Below are 18261 nucleotides of genomic sequence, written 5' to 3'. Positions count from 1 at the left end.
TGAGAAAAAAATGAGATGGACTAAAACCGTAATTATGTTGTTGTTAACGTCGGGTACCGCCTGGGGGGCCAGCACAACCGACAGTTCCGACAGCAGCAATGACAGCTATTTTCCGATCTGGGGTGATGAAGCACGGGCGCGCGGATATTCCATCCCGCTGCCGTTTGGGGTCAATTTAAGCTACATGAATATCCGCCAGGATATTCTGGTCGACAGTATCTATTTTTCCGGGCTGAAGCTGGGCAATCACCCGATTCCGAGCGATATGTTCGCCATCGATGCGGGGCACACGCGACAGAAAAGTAAAACTGAGAACCTGCGTCTTGATATGTGGGTGTTCCCTTTTTTAAATATCTACGGTATTGCCGGGCATACCAGCGGATCGTCCTTATCAAAAGTCTCCGTTGATGCCGATCCGTCAAAATATACCGGGATCGACCGAATTATTGCCGGATCCGTACACCGGCTCCATGAGAACGGGCAGCTGCAGGATATTGATTTTGCTCTGGACTTCAAAGGAACCACCTGGGGCACCGGGTTTACGCTCGCCGGTGGCTATGGCAACTGGTTTGGTCTGGTTGATACCAACTATACCCGCACCGACTTCGATATTCTTGATGGTAAAATTTCCGCGACGACCATCTCGCCGCGAATCGGCTATCGCTTTAATTTGCAAGGTATTGCGGGCCCGTCAAACTTAAGTATCTGGGTCGGAAGTATGTACCAGAACGTGCAGCAGGAGTTCAAAGGCAATCTCTCCGACCTGCATATGCCGCCGGAGCTCCAGCCGTTAATCGCTGCGGTCAATAAAGATGATCAGGGCAAGTTCGATGTGAAACAGCGGCTCTCGTCGCCGTGGAATATGCTGGTGGGTGCGCAATACGAAATTACGCAGAACTTTAACGTCTTAACAGAGTTTGGTTTTAACGAACGTAATAGCTTCTTTGTCGCCGGCGAATACCGTTTTTAACCTCGCAAGATGCCGCCTGTGAGGCCTCAGCTTTATGTCCTGGAGACGATGTTAATGCGTAATGGCTTGTTGTTTTTGTTGGCGGCCGCGTTCTCGGTGTGCGCGAAGGATCCGGTATTGCCAACCGTCCCGGTTCCCCGGGTGAAATCGGTGGTCAGCCAGCTGGCGCCACCGGAATCGCTGCGCCCGTGCTGCGCCTTCGGTTATGACCTGCACGTCAGAGCCATTGGGGTGCCAATCCCGGTCTATCAAATTGGCAATGTCCTGACCCTCGATACGCTGGGGAAGCATCATTACAACGACAGCGCGCTGGGGGCGGTTAAAAACCTGGTGGGCCTGAGCGAAGAGAAGAACGGGCTGATTTATACCCGCCGCGGCGGGTTTATCGATATTGCACACGTTCGCGATACCGCGGACAACACGTTTTATCTGTTTACCCGTATTTACCCTGAGCTCGGGCGAGAGGGGCGCATTTTCTATAGCGAGGAGTTGGGTGTCCGGCGTATTCAGCTGAATGCGTTTATGCCGCCGGCCTCTATGTCCCGTCGCTATGAGATTGCCGCCTGGCTGGCAGGGCGTCTGGCCTATGAGCTTGCGCAATGGCATGAGATTGCGCAGTGGCATGGTTTCCAGTCGGTCCCGGGGTTTTCAGAAGAAATATCCGCATTTTCTCCGGAAGATCTCTATTCGAATCTGCTGGGCGCACGGCTGGCAATTAGCGTGATTTTACGCGGCCATGCCGGTTCGGTTGATGATTATAATCAGGCGATGGAAGCGGCACTGAAAAAGGTGCTGGTTAAGCTGATGGTGGCGCCACGTAGTGAAACGGAGAGTATGTTCCGCCGGCTGGATGGCGACTGGTGGAACAGCCACCGCCGGGTGCCGGATAAGTTTCTGGTACTTAAACGCAACTACGATTTGAGCGACGATCGGCTGCCGACGCCGGTACCGTTCGAGACCGCGACACCGTATCGGTTAACCATGCCGAAGACGGTCGACGGGTATACGCTGGCAGAGCTTGGGCAGCTGCAAATTCACCCGGGGCACGACATGCAGATGCTGCCGGTACCGGACACCTTTTATACGCCTGCACAGTTCCAGGGGCTTGCTGACCGTGCTGAACTGGCGGATAAAACGCAGCTTGAGCGGATAGAGAAATAAATGCCGGAGTGACCAGAATAGAAAACGCCTGGAAAGCACCCGGCCTGTGCATTGGCAGCCCCGTTTTGCTTTCCAGGCGCACAGAGCACAGCGACGAAAAAGAACTATACTTGCGGCGTCATCATCACGCGTCTGAATTCCCTGAATCATCTCCTTAGCTCACGCTGCTGGGCGGTATTGGCTATGAGGTTGTGTTTCAGAAACGTGGTGCCTGTTTGCTGGAGGGCTGCATGTTATTAAAAGAGTTAACGATTTTTGATTTATTAAGCACCCCGGTCTGGGTGGTTCATCCTTTTAAAGAAGCGGTCGTCTATTCCAATCAGGCATCCAGAACCCTCGGCGGTGATTTAACGCTGGATGAAATGCGCAAAGGTACGCTTTCAACCTGTCCGGAACGTAGCCTGCAGAATTATTTGTACTACTTCAAAAATATTGCTGAAGTATTCGAAGTTTGGACAATTAAAACGACGGAAGGCCTTACTCCGGTATATTGCAAAACGACGCTGATTAAATCAGAAGAATATGACACCTTAATTCTTTTTGAAGCGGTAAAAATCCTACAGCAAAATGGATCGTTTAAAGCCCTCCCTGCACGACAATACAAGCGAAGAAGCAATGGCTTCTTCTCGCGGTTTTTTATGACCAGTTCCGCCCCGATGCTGTTAATTGACCCTGAGCAGGATGGGCGAATTATTGATGCCAATATTGCGGCACTGCGTTTTTATAACTACACGGCAGATGAGATGCGCACCCGCCATACCTGGCAGATCAATACTCTGGGACGGGACGTACTTCCGGTGATGCACGGCGTAGCCGGCCTGCCCGGGGGGCACAAACCGCTTAATTTTACCCATATTTTGTCGGACGGTTCACTGCGCTATGTTCAGACCTATGCCGGCCCGGTGGTGCTGCACAATATACGCTTAATGCTGTGCATTATTCATGACATTACCGAAGAGGTGCATTTAAAGAAAGAACTGGAGTTTGCGGCGACTCATGATCCTTTAACCGGGTTACTTAACCGTCGTGAGTTTTATCGTATCGTTGACTCTTCGTTATTTCGCCCTGAAGGTTTCTGCCTGCTGCTGGTTGATGTCGATAATTTCAAAGCCATTAATGATAGCTACGGTCATCAAAAAGGCGACGAGGTTCTGCTGGCGATTTCCCGAATACTGGAGTCCGCCGGAAAAGGTCAGGACAAGATTTATCGCTGGGGGGGCGAAGAGTTTTTGTTATTTCTCCCCAACGCATCCATCGCTATGGCGCTGGAGATGGCGGAAGAGATCCGCCATGCAGTAAGCTGTTTTCACATCCCTGAACACGCGAGCGCAGTGACGGTGAGTATTGGCGTGGCCGAGCATCAACATGACGAAGAGATAGACCAGCTGTTTAATCGCGTGGATAAAGCGCTGTATGCGGCGAAGAAAGAAGGGCGTAATAAAGTGAAGCTGTATCTGGTCGAAAAATATTAAACATCTGAAGAGAGAACGCATGTCAACCGATGGTATACCTTGCGCGGACGATCCTTGTGCTGAGAATATCGTCGCGTTGTATGAGCGCTATGCACAGCGCTGGGCAGAGCTACGTTCAACCCGGTTGTTTGAGCAACCCTGGCTGGATACGTTTCTTAACCTGATCAGGCCCGGTGGCCATATTCTGGATATCGGCTGTGGCAACGGGACGCCTGTCGCCGCCTATTTTATTCGACAAAAATTTCAGGTGACCGGCGTAGACGCGTCCCCGGCGATGATTGCCCGCTGCCGCCGTAGCTTCGCGGATCAGCAGTGGGCAGTGGCGGATATGCGTACTCTGGCGCTGGGACAGCAGTTTGACGGGCTGCTGGCGTGGGACAGTTTCTTTCATCTCACCCGCGATGCCCAGCGTAATATGTTTGCCCATTTTGCGGCGCATGCCCGTACGAATGCGCCGCTGATGTTTACCAGCGGCCCCAGCGACGGCGAAGCTATCGGGCAGTTTGAGGGGCATGACCTGTATCATGCCAGCCTGGCCCCGCAGGAATATCGTCGACTGCTGGAAAGCCACGGTTTTTCGCTGCTAAAGCACGTTGTCAACGATCCGCAGTGCGGCGGGCGCACGATCTGGCTGGCGGTGAAAAGCGCGTGACCCGCATCATGACCGCTCCTGCGACAAAGGGGCGGACAGGAAATTTTGTCTACCTGACGAGTTTGTCACGATGGCGAATACAAAACTGCCGCTATACTGAATTATTATAATGATCCGCTGTTTATTCATCGGGCCAGGACTCAAGAGTCAGCTCTGACGTAGCGGATAACCCTTTGTTCTTCGGGTGAGGTTTCAAATAAGAAATGATGGTTTCTTTGCCGCGTGCCTTCACTCTGTCTGCTGCCTTTTTACTGGTCTCTCCGGCCTGTTTTGCGCTTGACGGCAGCCATTTAAAACAGCGCGCCGATGCCGTGCTGATGCTGATGAGCTACACCGTGGTGCCCGATGTCACCGCCAGCGATCTTAATATTGGTTCCGGCACTAATGAGCAGAACCAGCTGTCGATTACCCAGTTTGGCGGCGGAGCGACCCTCAGCAAGCGCTATCCTGTCTATTTAGAAGGCACCCTGGGCTACAGCCGCTACGACCCGCAGTTTGTGCTGAGCAACGGGAATGAAAGCCGCAATGTTCCGGCGAAGTGGAACAGTCTGACCGGCACCGGCGGCATCGGCTGGGATTTCACGCTACATACCGATAAATGGGGCGGCACGCTGGTCCTGCGGCCCATATTTAACTTTATGCTGGGAACCATGGCCAGCGATGTGCGTATTGGCAGTTGGCTGGTTGAGCAGCGTCGAAATGCGGATTTTAAGTTTCTCGACGGCGGGCGGCTCAATGCTTACGGCCTCGGCGGGTCGCTGATGCTGGATTATGAACTCTTTTCCAAAGAACAGGATGTCGATGTTGAATTGCGGTATTCCGGCATGAGCCTGCAAACCTTCGGCAATACGCCGGATGCCGTCAGTGGACAGTCCAGCGCAGAAAACGTCGGGCTGTATCTGCGCCGGCGGGCGCCCATTTCTGACTGGACGCTGCTGAAAAGCCCGGTGCGCTACGTTCTCGAAGGCGCACATACCGAATACCTGGGCGATCAGCGCGGGCAGCTCGGGTTTAATGGCCTGAGTTCGCTTGGCGTCGGGCTGGAGCTCGACAGCAGTCAATATCCCGTGTTTATCAGTCGCACTCGTCTCGTTGCCCGATATATGTTCGGGGATAATACCCGGGGTTACGGCATCGGTTTAGCGATGAGTTTTTAACTGCCGGCCCACTTCTACGCCGCGTGATATCAGACTCCCTGCCATCCGTTCACCCTCTATGCCATTTTTTTTAATTTTTTGAGCAATATTTCCACCGCTCATTCGTCTACCTCACCACAAGCTTACTCTTCACTACGTTAATGAGGTCATGATCATGAGAGGTTTTGGTATGCACGGATATCCGCACGAACGCGGGTTTGGTCGCCATCGAATGGCTAAGCCGCTGATTCTCGGCGTAGCGCTGGTCGCGATCCTCGGTCTTCTGGTGATGTCACTGTGGAATGCGCTGCTGCCGGCCATTCTTGGCGTCAAAAGCATCGGTTTCTGGCAGGCGTTAGGGATTCTGGCGCTCTCGCGTATTCTCTTTGGTGGCCTGGGTTTTCGTCCCGGCATGTTCGGGATGGCACGTCGGCGGATGCACGAACGCTGGATGAGCATGAGCCCGGAACAGCGCGAAGAGTTTATTCAGCGCTTCCAGCATCGCGATCCACGTGACCCTCGCGGGCCTTGCGGCTGGCGCGAACGGCGCAATGAGAAAACGCCGCCGCAGGATGATGCGCCAAAAACGACCGCAGACGAGTGAGTCAAATGAAAACAGGGATGGCCAGAGAGTCGCTGCTGGTATCGGCAATCACCGCCTGCCGGTCGCGACTGAAAGCGTTTATTCGCGGCCGAACCCCGATCCGCGACGATGCCGATGACATCCTCCAGGAGGTCACTTATCAGCTGATGAAAGTAGAGCAGCCGGTAGAGAACGTGGCCGCCTGGCTGTTTCGCGCCGCGCGTAACGAAATGACCGACCGGGCGCGTAAAAAGCGCGAGCTGCCGCTTTCGGGCTACGTTAGCGGGGAGGGCGACGACGGCCTGCCCGAAGATGAAATTTCGCAGACATTGTTTGGCGTGCCGCAAACGCCGGAGGAGGAGTATCTGAAGGCGCTGCTCTGGGATGCACTTTACCAGGCACTGTCCGAACTGCCGCCCGCTCAACGTGAGGTATTTGAGCAGACCGAGCTGCAGGGATACAGCTATAAGGAGCTGGCGCAACAAAGCGGTGTCAGCGAGCAGGCGCTGCTCTCCCGTAAACATAAAGCCGTACTCTATCTTCGTACGCGGCTGCGCATCTTCTACGATGAGCTGGTTGGCGGCTGAACTTGTCACCTGGCTACCGCGCGATTTCCGCTATCACATCGGCACTTAAATATCCCCAAATGGGGATATTTTTATATTTATCCCTCAGTGGGGATATTAATGAAGGCGTTGACTTTATCCCTGGTAGGGTATAAACAATGATTTATCCGCACAAAAGGATAAGGAGGCAATATGAGCCCTTCACCGATGATATACAGCCCGGTTCAGCTGGCAAACTATCTCAGACTGGTACGGCAGAAAAACCAGTGGACGCAAAGCGACCTCGCGCAGCGCATGGGTATCAAACAGGCTACTATCTCTAACTTTGAAAATCATCCCGAGAAAACGACGTTAACGACGGTGTTCAAAATTTTACAATCGCTTGAGCTGTCGATGGTTGTTTGCGAAAAAAATGCGCCAGAAACCGACGATAAAAATGAGAGCCCACAGGATCTGGACTGGTAATGGCGACACTCGTGACGTGGATGAACAATGAGCGGGTTGGCGAACTGATCAAGCTGGCGAACGGTGCACATCTCTTTCGTTATGAAGAGGCATGGATGCGCAATCCTCGCGCCAGACCGCTCTCTCTGTCGCTCCCGCTGCAGTACGGTAATATCACCGACGATGCGGTGTTTAACTATTTCGATAACCTGCTGCCGGACAGCCCGCGGGTGCGGGATCGCATTGTTAAGCGTTACCAGGCCCGTTCAAAGCAGCCGTTTGATCTGCTGGCTGAAATCGGGCGGGACAGCGTCGGTGCGGTGACATTACTCCCGCCGGGAGAGAATGCCGCCCGGAGGGCGCTGAGCTGGGAGCCGTTGGATAACCGCGCCCTCGACGCACTGCTGACGGCCTACCAGTCGGATATTCCACTCGGTATGGTCAATGAACATGATGACTTCAGGATCTCGGTCGCCGGCGCCCAGGAAAAAACCGCATTGCTGAAAATCGGCGAACGGTGGTGTGTTCCTACCGGCACCACGCCAACCACGCATATCATTAAGCTCCCCATTGGTGAGATAAAACAGCCGGATGCGGTGCTGGATCTTAGCGAAAGCGTGGATAACGAATATCTGTGTTTAGCCCTGGCCCGGGCGCTGGGTTTTGCCGTTCCGCAGGCCAGAATCATCCAGACCGCCAGCATCAGAGCGCTGGCCGTTGAGCGTTTTGACCGCCGTTGGGCGCAGGAAAAAACGGTACTGCTGCGTTTACCGCAGGAAGACCTGTGTCAGGCGTTTGGTATTCCGTCGTCCATTAAATATGAGTCAGATGGCGGCCCGGGAATTCGGGCGATCATGGCATTTTTGGGCGGATCCAGCGAGGCGCTACAGGATCGCTATAACTTTATGAAGTTTATGGTATTCCAGTGGATGATTGGCGCAACAGATGGCCATGCCAAGAACTTCTCGATTTTCCTGCAGCCGGGGGGCAGCTTCCGCTTAACCCCGTTCTACGACATTATCTCCGCCTTTCCGCTGCTCGGCGGAACGGGTCTGCATCTGAGCGACCTCAAGCTCTCAATGAGCCTGAAGGCCAGTAAAGGGCGCAAAACGGAGATTCAGACGATCTACCCACGTCACTTTCTCACGACGGCCAAAGAGGTCGGGTTTGCTCAGGAGCAGATGCTGGACATTCTGCGCTATTTTGCCGATAACGTCCCGCACGCCATCGATGCGGTAAAGGACTCTTTACCGCATGATTTCTCACAACCGGTGTATGAGGCGATTACGGCTCACTTACTACGGTTCCATTCACGCTTGCAGAGCGCAATGGCGGCGTCTGCGTGGGGCTAAACCCCGATACGGCGTGACTGCCCCAGCGGCTTTTCAGGTAGTTGACCGCCTGCTGAGTCTGCGGCTGGTTGAGGTAGTTTTCTCTGAACAGGATGGTGCCCTGGATTTGTGGCATTGACTCGTTCAAATCAAGCTGCTTTTTCAGCTCCGGGACGCCGCCGTTCACCATCCAGTCGGGTTCATTCTTCGACGGTTCACCAATTTTATACAGCGCTACGCCGATATACAGCCGTGTACCGGTCGGCTTCACTACGTCGGCCCACCATTTAGCCAGCACATCATAGCGTGCCGCATCGCGGGCAAAGGGCCAGTAAATCTGCGGGGCGATGTAATCAAGCAGGCCTTGCTGAACCCAGCTACGGGTATCGGCATAAGATTCATCATAGGCCGCTGCGCCACGGGTGTCCGAGCCTGCCGGATCGTGCGAACGGTTACGCCAGACGCCTGCTGGGCTGACGCCAAATTCAACGTCGGGATTGAGCTGCTTAATCGTACGTGACACCTGGGCGATCAGCTGCTGGGTATTGTGCCGACGCCAGTCCGCCTTAGACGCAAACCCCTGGCCATATTTCTGGTAGGTCTGGCTATCGTTCAGGGCAGAACCCGGCGATTCGGTATAGAAGTAATCATCGAACTGCACGCCATCAACCGGGTAGTGTTCCACCACTTCGGCGACGATGCTGGTTATCCAGTCACGGACTTCCGGGATCCCCGGGTCGAGGACAAAACGGTCGCCGGCGGTACGGATCCAGTCCCGATGCAATACGAATACGCTGGACGGGATCTGCGACAGCGTTCCATTGAGTTCATTGACGGTTTTCGGTCGGGTGTTCACGGAAACTCGGTAGGGGTTGAACCACGCATGAACCCGCATCCCGCGTTTGTGGGCCTCGTCGAGCATAAACTGGAGCGGATCGTAGCCCGGGTCCTGACCAATGTGGCCGGTCAGCATATCGGACCAGGGCAAAATTTTAGATGGCCACAGGGCGGTACCATCCGGTTTGACCTGGAAGAAGACGGTATTGATACCGAGGCTTTGCAGCTTATCCAGTTTATCGGTCAGCGCTTTCTGCTGCTGACGGATGCGTACCGCAGGGTCGCCAATCGTTACCGAGGCAACAGGCGGCCAGTCAAGGCGGGAGACCGTTGTCAGCCAGACACCACGCACCGGCTCATGACTTTTGGGTAAATGGGGTTGCTTCAGCGCCGGGGGAAGCGGGGTCACCAGAGAGCGGGGCGGTTTGCTGGAACAGCTCACCAGCAGCAGTGCGGCAGCCACAGCCACGGCGGACAGCGTCGTTTTTTTGATTACATGAACGTTATGAGAGCAGAAAATCATATTCGTCATCGTTATAGGTCATTGCGTGAGGAAGCATTTTCCTACGATTCGAATGCAAGTCAATTGGTGTGAGCGTATTCATCTGCGGCGGGTCCACCGCCCCGCAGACAGGGCGGCACCCGATGGTTCACTTCGCCGGGCATAGCGCCGGGTCGAAGACCGTTTTCCAGTCCTGTTGCATATCAACTACGGTCCAGCCTTTTGTTTTTGCCTCTGCGAGGCCTTTCACCAGCTTGCCGCTGGCTGGCGGATGGCTGTCGTAAGCATATTCCCGAGCCGCATCCGTGTGATGTACCAGCAATCCGAAGGTAGAGTAATCGGGGTTCGAAGCCGTATATTGCATCATCGCCAGGTCGCCATCGCTGTTACCAAACGCCGCGACGGGCCGCTGTCCCATAAACAGATGAATGGCCACCGGTTTATTGGCCGCATCGTCGTTGAACGCCCCGTTCATCGTTTTACGTATCTGGCTGCCATCGTTCGAGAGCGAGAATTCGCCCAGCGCAAAGGATCCCACCACCTGCTCGGGCGGAATACCGTACATTTTCTGCGACATCACGCGCATGAAATCGATCCCGCCACCTGAAATAATCCAGGTTTTAAACCCGTTTTCACGCAGATAATCCAGCAGCTGGCGCATCGGCTGATAGCCCATTCTATCGTAACGACAGCTAAAGCGGCGGTCCTGGTGGCTGTCAAGCCAGGCGCTGACGCGGTGGCTGTATTCCTCGGTGCTCATATTAGTGTGCGTCATTGCCAGCAGCCTGAGCAGTCCCTGCTGTCCGGATTGCGCCAGCGTGTGGAGATCGTGGTTCAGCACGGCGGTAACCAGCGGGTCCTTTTTCCATTCCGGATGCTGCGGCGCCAGGCGTTGAACCTCATCAATCACAAACTGGAGCTGAAAGGTCAGCGGGGCCTCCGGCCACAGCGTCCCGTCGTTATCAAATACCACATAGCGCTTGTCTTCAGGAATGAAGGTGGCGCTGCCTTGCTGCGTGGCACCTTTGACCCACTGCTCGATGGCCTGTTTTGCGGCCGTGTCATTCCAGGCTGACAGCGGTTCGGCATGAACTGCGGCACTGCATCCCAGCAGTAACGTCATGGTCATCAGTCTTTTCTTCATCATATTTCCTGTTAGACGGCGTCAGCCTGTGCGAGGGGTCTATTAGTGCATAGCGTGGAATCCTTGTTTCCGCCAGCATCGCAGGGAGGTTCCCACGTCGATTCCCTCACGTCTTGTTATATTGTTCACAATACCGCAACAAAATTATTCACTCTCATGATCATTTTCGCACTTTTGCACCAGGGCAGTGCGCAGCGGGTGAAAAGAGCAACTATGTTTAGCTCGCTGGTCGATATGGACGCCGCAGTTCCCGACTCGCCACGTGATGGCAACAGACCTCCTGACTCGTACTGAAATGCACGTCAGCCGGAGGCGATAACGTTGTTATCACCCGTTATCGCCATCCATCAGTAAGCGATCTGACGCGCCGTTTCTCCCTGGCGGGATTTTTGCTTCTTCCACCCCGGCCGTGACGGCACATTGTCAGCCTTCGGCAAATCAAACAGTAATTGATATTTTCCGCGCCATAACATGGCGCCAGGCTATAAATCGCTGAGGAATATCGAATGTCCCTGAAACTTAAAAAGTTGACTCTTCATTTTGCGATTGCGGGTTGTATGAGCGTGGCATTTTACGCACAGGCGGATGTGAAGATTGGCGTTGCCGGACCGTTTACCGGGCCTAATGCCACCTACGGTGCCCAGTACTGGAAAGGGGCATCGCAGGCGGTAGCGGACATTAATGCGGCCGGAGGAATTAAAGGCGAAAAAATTGTTCTGGTGCAAGGTGACGATGCCTGCGAACCCAAACAGGCGGTGGCGGTGGCTAACCGTCTGGTCGATGAGTCCGGTGTCTCCGCCGTAGTGGGGCATTTCTGTTCGTCATCCACCATGCCGGCATCTGAGGTGTATGACGAGGCCGGTATCCTGACCATTACCCCCGGTTCGACCAACCCACAAATCACCGAGCGCGGCATGAAGGATATGTTCCGCATGTGCGGGCGCGACGATCAGCAGGGAACTATTGCCGCGAACTATATGCTGGATGTGCTGAAGGCGAAAAAAATCGCTGTGATCCACGATAAAGATACCTATGGGCAGGGGTTAGCGGATGCCACGCGCGCCGCGATGGCCAAACGCGGGACGAAAGAAGTGCTGTACGAGGGGTTATCCCGCGGTGAGAAGGACTTCAACGCGCTGGTAACAAAAATTGGCGCCCTGAAACCTGACGTCGTCTATTTCGGCGGCTGCCACCCGGAAGCGGGTCCGCTGGTTCGTCAGATGAGAGAACAGGGCGTACAGGCAAAATTCTTCTCCGGCGATTGTATCGTGACGGAGGAGCTGGTGACTGCCGCCGGTGGCCCGCAGTTTACCAATGGCGTGCTGATGACCTTTGGTCAGGATCCGCGCACCATTGCGGAAGGGAAAGCCGTTATTGCCAAATTCCGCGCCGGTGGCTTTGAACCGGAAGGCTACACCCTGTACGCCTACGCTTCTATTCAGGCAATTGCTGCCGCCTATAACGCCGTTGGAACCGATAATGCCAAAGCCAGCGAATGGCTGAAAACGCACAGCGTCGATACCGTTATGGGCAAGAAAGCCTGGGATGCTAAAGGCGATCTGAAGGTCTCGGATTACGTGGTGTATAAGTGGGATGACAAAGGCAAATACCACCAGCTTTAAGCGCTAACTGAACTCTCCAACCCTGTATCTGACAAGGGTGTTACTCGCGAAAAAGGCAGCGTGCGGCGTGCTTTGCCGTTCGCTGTCCGTTTACCGGCAGGATGGTGTCTATGGAAGCGTTCTTTCTACAACAATTGATCAATGGGCTGACGCTGGGGGCCGTTTACGGACTCATCGCCATCGGCTACACCATGGTGTACGGCATCATCGGCATGATTAACTTCGCTCATGGCGAGGTGTATATGATTTCGGCCTATCTGTGCGCAATCGGACTGGCGCTGCTCTCTTATTTTGGCATCCACTCTTTTCCTCTGCTGATCTTCGGCACGCTGATATTTACCATCGTGGTGACCGGAGTCTACGGCTGGACTATCGAACGGATTGCCTACCGACCGCTGCGCAACTCCACGCGCCTGGCGCCGCTTATCTCCGCTATCGGCATGTCGCTTATCCTGCAGAACTACGTACAAATCAGCCAGGGGCCCAATCAACAGGGGATCCCGACGCTGCTCTCCGGCGTCCTTCGCTTTGAGGTTGGCGATGGGGTCGTGCAGATCACCTGGACCAAAATCTTTATTCTTATCGCTGCGCTGGTGGGCATGATTGTCCTGACCTGGTTAATACAGCACACCCGGCTTGGCCGAATCTGCCGGGCGACGCAGCAGGATCGGCGAATGGCCGCGATCCTCGGGATTAATACCGACCGGGTTATCTCGTTGGTGTTTGTCATTGGCGCAGCGATGGCCGGACTGGCCGGCGTGCTGGTCACCATGAACTACGGCACTTTTGATTTCTATATCGGTTTTATTATCGGCATCAAAGCCTTCACTGCCGCGGTGTTGGGCGGGATCGGTTCGCTGCCCGGCGCGATGCTGGGCGGTTTACTGCTGGGAGTGGCCGAAGCGCAGTTCGCCGGACTGGTGAACTCGGATTATAAAGATGTTTTTTCCTTCGCGCTGCTGGTGGCGATCCTGATCTTCCGTCCGCAAGGGCTGCTGGGTCGCCCAATGGTTGCCAAGGTTTAAGGGGTCGAACATGGCTGAAGTGTCCCGTAAGCCAGGGCTGGATATCAGGCGCTGCCTGATCGATAGCATCCTGGCCGGCTTGTGCGCGCTGATAGTATTTGGCCCGATCGTGGGTATTGTGCTTAAAGGTTACAGTTTCAATCTGTCGACGCAGCGCGTTTTGCTGCTGGTCGGCGTGGTGATGGCCGGGCGGTTGCTACTCAGTCTGATGCTGGAAAGTCGCAGCGGCCGCCGGTTCCTTGCCCGCTTTGATGGCGCAGATGACGGCGTGTACGTGAGACCCGCCGGCTACCGCTCGCGACTGCGCTGGATTATTCCTCTGCTGGTCGTTCTGGTGATTGTATTCCCGGTCATCGCAACAAAATATCTGCTGACGGTCGCTATTCTCGGACTGATTTATGTCCTGCTGGGCCTGGGATTGAACATCGTGGTGGGGCTGGCCGGGCTGCTCGATCTGGGCTATGTGGCCTTCTACGCCATTGGTGCCTATGGGCTGGCGCTGGGTTATGAGTATCTGGGGCTCGGATTCTGGGCGATGCTGCCGATAGGCGCCATTATGGCGGCGCTGGCCGGTGCGCTGCTGGGCTTTCCGGTGCTGCGTATGCATGGCGACTACCTTGCCATCGTTACCCTCGGGTTCGGGGAAATTATTCGTCTGGTGCTCAACAACTGGGTCAGCTTTACCGGCGGGCCTAATGGTGTTTCCGTCCCGGCGCCGACGCTGTTCGGCCTTGAGTTTGGCCGCCGGGCAAAAGACGGCGGGGTGCCGATCCACGAATTTCTGCACATCAGCTATAACCCCAACCTCAAGTTTATCTTTATTTATTCCGTGCTGTGCCTGGTGGTTCTGCTGGTGCTGTTCATTAAGCATCGACTGACGCGAATGCCTGTTGGCCGCGCCTGGGAAGCGCTGCGTGAAGATGAGATAGCCTGTCGGGCGATGGGGCTGAATCATGTGCTGGTGAAGCTCTCGGCGTTTATGCTTGGGGCATCGACGGCAGGGATTGCCGGGGTCTTTTTTGCCACCTATCAGGGTTTTGTTAACCCGACCTCGTTTACCTTTTTTGAGTCGGCGCTCATTCTGGCCATCGTGGTGCTGGGTGGGATGGGGTCAACGCTTGGCGTGGTGCTGGCGGCATTTGTCCTGACGGTAGCCCCGGAACTGCTCAGGGGGTTCGACGAATATCGGGTTCTGCTGTTCGGCGTATTGATGGTGCTGATGATGATCTGGCGGCCACGTGGGCTGGTGCGTACCAGTCGCACGGGGGTTGTGGTACGTAAGGGAGTGGCGCCATGAGTGACAACATATTGCAGGTTGAGCATCTGATGATGCATTTTGGCGGTATTAAGGCCCTGAATGATGTCAATCTTGAAGTCAAAAGAGGGTCGATCACTGCACTTATTGGCCCCAATGGCGCGGGCAAAACCACCGTGTTTAACTGCCTGACCGGATTTTATCGTGCAACCGGTGGGGCAATAAGACTGCATGCCCGTTCGCGGATGACCGATGTGATCCAGGTGCTGGGGCAAAAGATTCAACCGGCGGATTTCTTCCATCCCACCGCTCTGGGTTCCCGACTCTATTACAAAATGTTCGGCGGGACGCATCTGGTCAACCGGGCGGGACTGGCGCGAACCTTTCAGAATATCCGCTTATTTCGTGAGATGTCGGTGATAGAAAATCTGCTGGTGGCCCAGCATATGCAGGTGAATCGTAATTTACTGGCCGGGATCTTAAATACCCGCGGCTATCGGCAGGCGGAAAACCGGGCGCTGGATCGAGCCTTCTACTGGCTGGAGGTCGTTGGGATGGAGGAGTGTGCCAACCTGCTGGCGGGGACGCTCTCCTACGGGCAGCAGCGGCGACTGGAGATTGCTCGCGCCATGTGTACCGGGCCAGAGATGATTTGTCTGGATGAGCCGGCGGCGGGTCTTAACCCGGTCGAAACTCAGGCGCTGAGCCAGATAATCCGTTTCCTGCGCCAGTATCATGGCATTACGGTGCTATTGATTGAACATGATATGGGCATGGTGATGGAGATTTCCGATCACGTCATCGTGCTCGATCATGGCGATGTGATCGCCCGGGGCGAACCGAAAGAGATTCAGTCGAACACCAGCGTGATCGCGGCCTATCTGGGGACAGAGGAAGAGGAGATCGCCGAATGAGCCAACCCTTGCTGGAATTCCGCCAGGTTGATGTGTTCTATGGCCAGATTCAGGCGCTGAAACAGGTCTCCTTAACGGTTAATGAGGGGGAGACGGTGGCGCTGATTGGCGCTAACGGTGCCGGTAAATCCACGCTGCTAATGTCTATTTTTGGCCAGCCGCGTATCGCCGAAGGACAGATTCTCTATCGCGGTCAGGATATCAGCCGTCAGTCCACCCATTTTATCGCCAGCAATGGCATTGCCCAGGCGCCGGAAGGGCGGCGGATTTTTGCCGATATGACGGTTGAGGAAAACCTGCTGATGGGGACAATTCCCGTGGGCAATCGCTACCAAAATGAGGATAAAGCGCGAATGTACCAGCTGTTTCCGCGGCTTGAAGAGCGTCGTGGACAACGCGCCATGACGCTATCAGGAGGCGAACAGCAGATGCTGGCTATTGCCCGCGCGTTGATGAGCAGGCCAAAGCTTCTGCTGTTGGATGAGCCGAGTCTTGGGCTGGCGCCGCTGGTGGTTAAACAGATATTTCAGATCCTGCGTGAGCTGACGCAGCAGGGGATGACGCTGTTTTTGGTGGAGCAAAATGCGCATCATGCGCTGAAGCTGTCCGATCGCGCTTACGTGATGGTGAATGGCCAGATCCAGTTAACCGGCACGGGCAGGGAACTGTTAAACAACCCGGATGTAAGAAATGCCTACCTTGGCGTTGCCTGAAAGGTGACGTTGTCACTAAAATATGATGAATACCGATCACGCCATTCGCCGACGATTAACCGTCGGCGTTTTTTTTCTCCCCAGGGCAACTCACTGATTTCTTCAGGATAAAGACGATAAACATGCTGGCCTTTATTCCACGGATACAGGCATACTGAATAACTTTTACCCGGTTTGGGTGATACCGACATCATCGACATGTGCGGATCGCTGCCGGGTGCTATGCAGGTGCTGTGAATATTAACGCGGGAGAAATGGAATGAACTTACCGGCTGTTGCCGTTCTTGGTCTGGGTGCTATGGGGCATGCTTTTGCCAGCAATCTGTTAAAAAAAGGCTTCACCGTTCACGGCTGGAACCGGTCCCCCGAGCGGGGTGAGGATCTGCTTGCCTGCGGGCTGATTCGCCATGCTACTCCTCAACAGGCTGCGGCGACGGCGGATGTGGTTCTGTCGGTACTGACCGACGGTGAGGCCACATTGAACGCGATCCGCGAAATAGCTCCGGTTTGCCAGAAAGAGGCTGTATTTTGCCAGATGGGCACGATTGGCGTTGAAGAAACACAAGAGGCTATTGCGCTGCTGGCACTGCTTTGCCCGGCGATGATCTACCTCGATGCTCCGGTGTCAGGAACCAAAAAGCCGGCAGAGAATGCGCAAATTCTGGTCCTCGCCAGCGGGGATCGTCAGCGAGGTGCCCCAGCCGAGACCGTTTTCGCTGCGATTGCGCGCGGTACGCAATGGTTTGGCGAGGCGGGCAACAGCCAGAAAATGAAGCTGGTACTGAACGCATGGCTGATTACGATGATGGAAGGCGTGGCGGAAAGTACGCTGCTGGCGGCAAAGCTGGGTTTCACGCCCGGAGAATTTTGGGGCGCGCTTGATGGCGGTCCGCTGGCCGCGCCTTATGTGAAAGCCAAACTGGATATGATCGCGGAGAACGATTTCGCTCCGCAGATGCAGCTCAGCCATGCGCTGAAAGATGCCAGACTGGCGCTCGATGCAGCGGAAGATACGGAACTGCCGATCCTGAGCAAAATAGCCGACTGTTGGGATGAGGCGATTGAAGAGGGATTTGCCGATCGGGATCTGGCGTCGGTATATGCCTGGCTGGCGGGAAGGCCAACGACAGGACAATAGTCGATAAGAGCAGGGCGCCTGTGTGAATTCTTACGCATAACTGTCCTGCTAAACTCGCAGAATTCACGTAGCGTGCGCTATTTAAATTAAAGTTTTATAAATCATAAGGTAATGGGTAGTTTCTTCAATGTCTGGATTTGCCGGTTAATATTTTGCCGGCAGATGATTAAGCGACGTCAGCACGCCATCCTCCAGCTGTATATAGCCGCCTTGCTTTAACTGCGCCAAAATCTTCATCACCGAACTTCTTGAGAGCCGGGTTCGTTGCAGAACATATTTTGCTGCCGTTGTCGCCTGGCGGATGTCGTTCTGCTCTTGCATCAACGCCAGAAGCTGAAACCGAATAATTTCGTAGGCCGTCGGTGCCGTCATGATGACGTTATGGTTGAACAAATTTGCCGCAACTTTAGATATATGACCAGCCAGCTCTTCCCAGGCGTTGGTCTGCTCTACCAGTTGGCGGGCCTGCGTGACCGTCAGACAAGCCAGCTCACACTCATCCATCGTTTCGATAAATAACCCGGACTCCACTGGCAGCAGATTCGCAATACCCGCGACATTAGGAACCGGTAAGGAAACGACAACGAGTTCATCGACATCGCGGCGGATGCGTACTCGCCCGCTACGTATGAGATAGCACATCCTGACATCTTCAACGGTGTAGAAAAAACGCCGCCCGGCAGGGACGCGGTTAAAAACAACAAAAGGGCTGAGTTTATCAATCAGATCAAGGGTGGATTGCGACTGAATGAGCTCGGCTCCGCTGGATGGTGGCTGCATAATTTTCATAAGAGAG

The 18261-nt window shown here is 54.7% G+C and carries 18 protein-coding genes; 15 read left to right on the top strand and 3 right to left on the bottom strand.

The window, feature by feature from the left end:
• The first annotated feature begins 10 nt into the window (after positions 1-10).
• The 9 genes from ACMYSK_RS06470 (at position 11) to ACMYSK_RS06430 (ending at position 8336) form a co-directional block, all read left to right on the top strand.
• Entirely contained in the window at positions 11-970 is a 960-nt protein-coding gene (locus ACMYSK_RS06470) for a hypothetical protein (protein ID WP_434641153.1), read from the top strand.
• Between the two features lie 54 nt (positions 971-1024).
• Positions 1025-2131, top strand: coding sequence for a DUF4056 domain-containing protein (locus tag ACMYSK_RS06465; protein ID WP_434643948.1), 1107 nt, complete (start codon positions 1025-1027; stop codon positions 2129-2131).
• Positions 2132-2361: 230 nt separating this feature from the next.
• Positions 2362-3603 (top strand): GGDEF domain-containing protein, encoded by a 1242-nt coding sequence (locus ACMYSK_RS06460; protein ID WP_434641151.1) that lies wholly within the window; start codon positions 2362-2364, stop codon positions 3601-3603.
• A 19-nt stretch (positions 3604-3622) separates the two neighbouring features.
• Positions 3623-4255 carry a class I SAM-dependent DNA methyltransferase gene (locus ACMYSK_RS06455; protein WP_434641149.1) on the top strand — a complete coding sequence of 211 codons (633 nt, stop codon included), beginning with the start codon at positions 3623-3625 and terminating at the stop codon, positions 4253-4255.
• Between the two features lie 203 nt (positions 4256-4458).
• On the top strand, positions 4459-5412 hold the full coding sequence (locus ACMYSK_RS06450) for a hypothetical protein (RefSeq protein ID WP_434641147.1): 954 nt from the start codon (positions 4459-4461) through the stop codon (positions 5410-5412).
• A gap of 154 nt (positions 5413-5566) precedes the next feature.
• Positions 5567-5995 (top strand): hypothetical protein, encoded by a 429-nt coding sequence (locus ACMYSK_RS06445; protein ID WP_434641146.1) that lies wholly within the window; start codon positions 5567-5569, stop codon positions 5993-5995.
• A gap of 5 nt (positions 5996-6000) precedes the next feature.
• Positions 6001-6561 (top strand): RNA polymerase sigma factor, encoded by a 561-nt coding sequence (locus ACMYSK_RS06440; RefSeq protein ID WP_434641144.1) that lies wholly within the window; start codon positions 6001-6003, stop codon positions 6559-6561.
• 171 nt (positions 6562-6732) lie between these two features.
• On the top strand, positions 6733-7005 hold the full coding sequence (gene hipB, locus ACMYSK_RS06435; RefSeq protein WP_434641142.1) for a type II toxin-antitoxin system antitoxin HipB: 273 nt from the start codon (positions 6733-6735) through the stop codon (positions 7003-7005).
• Positions 7005-8336, top strand: coding sequence for a type II toxin-antitoxin system HipA family toxin (locus ACMYSK_RS06430; protein ID WP_434641141.1), 1332 nt, complete (start codon positions 7005-7007; stop codon positions 8334-8336). Before hipB ends, ACMYSK_RS06430 begins: the two co-directional genes overlap by 1 nt.
• On the opposite strand, the gene ACMYSK_RS06425 is transcribed toward ACMYSK_RS06430, so the two are convergent.
• Both ACMYSK_RS06425 and ACMYSK_RS06420 read right to left on the bottom strand, forming a co-directional pair.
• Positions 8269-9675 (bottom strand): glycoside hydrolase family 10 protein, encoded by a 1407-nt coding sequence (locus ACMYSK_RS06425; protein ID WP_434643945.1) that lies wholly within the window; start codon positions 9673-9675, stop codon positions 8269-8271. The two genes, ACMYSK_RS06430 and ACMYSK_RS06425, sit on opposite strands and share 68 nt — an antisense overlap.
• A gap of 127 nt (positions 9676-9802) precedes the next feature.
• Positions 9803-10798, bottom strand: a complete 996-nt coding sequence (locus ACMYSK_RS06420; protein ID WP_434643942.1) for an HAD family hydrolase — start codon at positions 10796-10798, stop codon at positions 9803-9805.
• A gap of 563 nt (positions 10799-11361) precedes the next feature.
• On the opposite strand from ACMYSK_RS06420, the gene ACMYSK_RS06415 reads away from it, so the two are divergent.
• The 6 genes from ACMYSK_RS06415 (at position 11362) to ACMYSK_RS06390 (ending at position 17465) form a co-directional block, all read left to right on the top strand.
• A complete protein-coding gene (locus ACMYSK_RS06415; protein ID WP_434643939.1) occupies positions 11362-12420 on the top strand; it encodes a branched-chain amino acid ABC transporter substrate-binding protein in 1059 nt (352 codons plus the stop codon).
• Positions 12421-12530: 110 nt separating this feature from the next.
• On the top strand, positions 12531-13445 hold the full coding sequence (locus ACMYSK_RS06410; RefSeq protein ID WP_434641139.1) for an ABC transporter permease subunit: 915 nt from the start codon (positions 12531-12533) through the stop codon (positions 13443-13445).
• Between the two features lie 10 nt (positions 13446-13455).
• Complete coding sequence (gene livM / locus ACMYSK_RS06405; RefSeq protein WP_434641138.1) at positions 13456-14742, top strand: high-affinity branched-chain amino acid ABC transporter permease LivM; 1287 nt, start codon at positions 13456-13458, stop codon at positions 14740-14742.
• On the top strand, positions 14739-15614 hold the full coding sequence (locus tag ACMYSK_RS06400; RefSeq protein ID WP_434641136.1) for an ABC transporter ATP-binding protein: 876 nt from the start codon (positions 14739-14741) through the stop codon (positions 15612-15614). The genes livM and ACMYSK_RS06400 overlap by 4 nt, the downstream gene beginning before the upstream one ends.
• On the top strand, positions 15611-16327 hold the full coding sequence (locus tag ACMYSK_RS06395) for an ABC transporter ATP-binding protein (protein WP_434641135.1): 717 nt from the start codon (positions 15611-15613) through the stop codon (positions 16325-16327). Before ACMYSK_RS06400 ends, ACMYSK_RS06395 begins: the two co-directional genes overlap by 4 nt.
• Before the next feature lie 259 nt (positions 16328-16586).
• Positions 16587-17465, top strand: coding sequence for an NAD(P)-dependent oxidoreductase (locus ACMYSK_RS06390; RefSeq protein WP_434641133.1), 879 nt, complete (start codon positions 16587-16589; stop codon positions 17463-17465).
• Between the two features lie 144 nt (positions 17466-17609).
• Here ACMYSK_RS06390 and ACMYSK_RS06385 read toward each other — a convergent pair whose 3' ends face one another.
• The gene (locus ACMYSK_RS06385) at positions 17610-18254 is read right to left on the bottom strand and encodes a helix-turn-helix domain-containing protein (RefSeq protein ID WP_434641132.1); all 645 of its coding nucleotides are present in this window, start codon (positions 18252-18254) and stop codon (positions 17610-17612) included.
• Positions 18255-18261 lie beyond the last annotated feature (7 nt).

The organism is Klebsiella sp. I138 (genome assembly GCF_051131765.1).
Classification (GTDB): Bacteria; Pseudomonadota; Gammaproteobacteria; order Enterobacterales; family Enterobacteriaceae; genus Klebsiella.
This window is presented reverse-complemented; position numbering and strand designations above follow the sequence as displayed.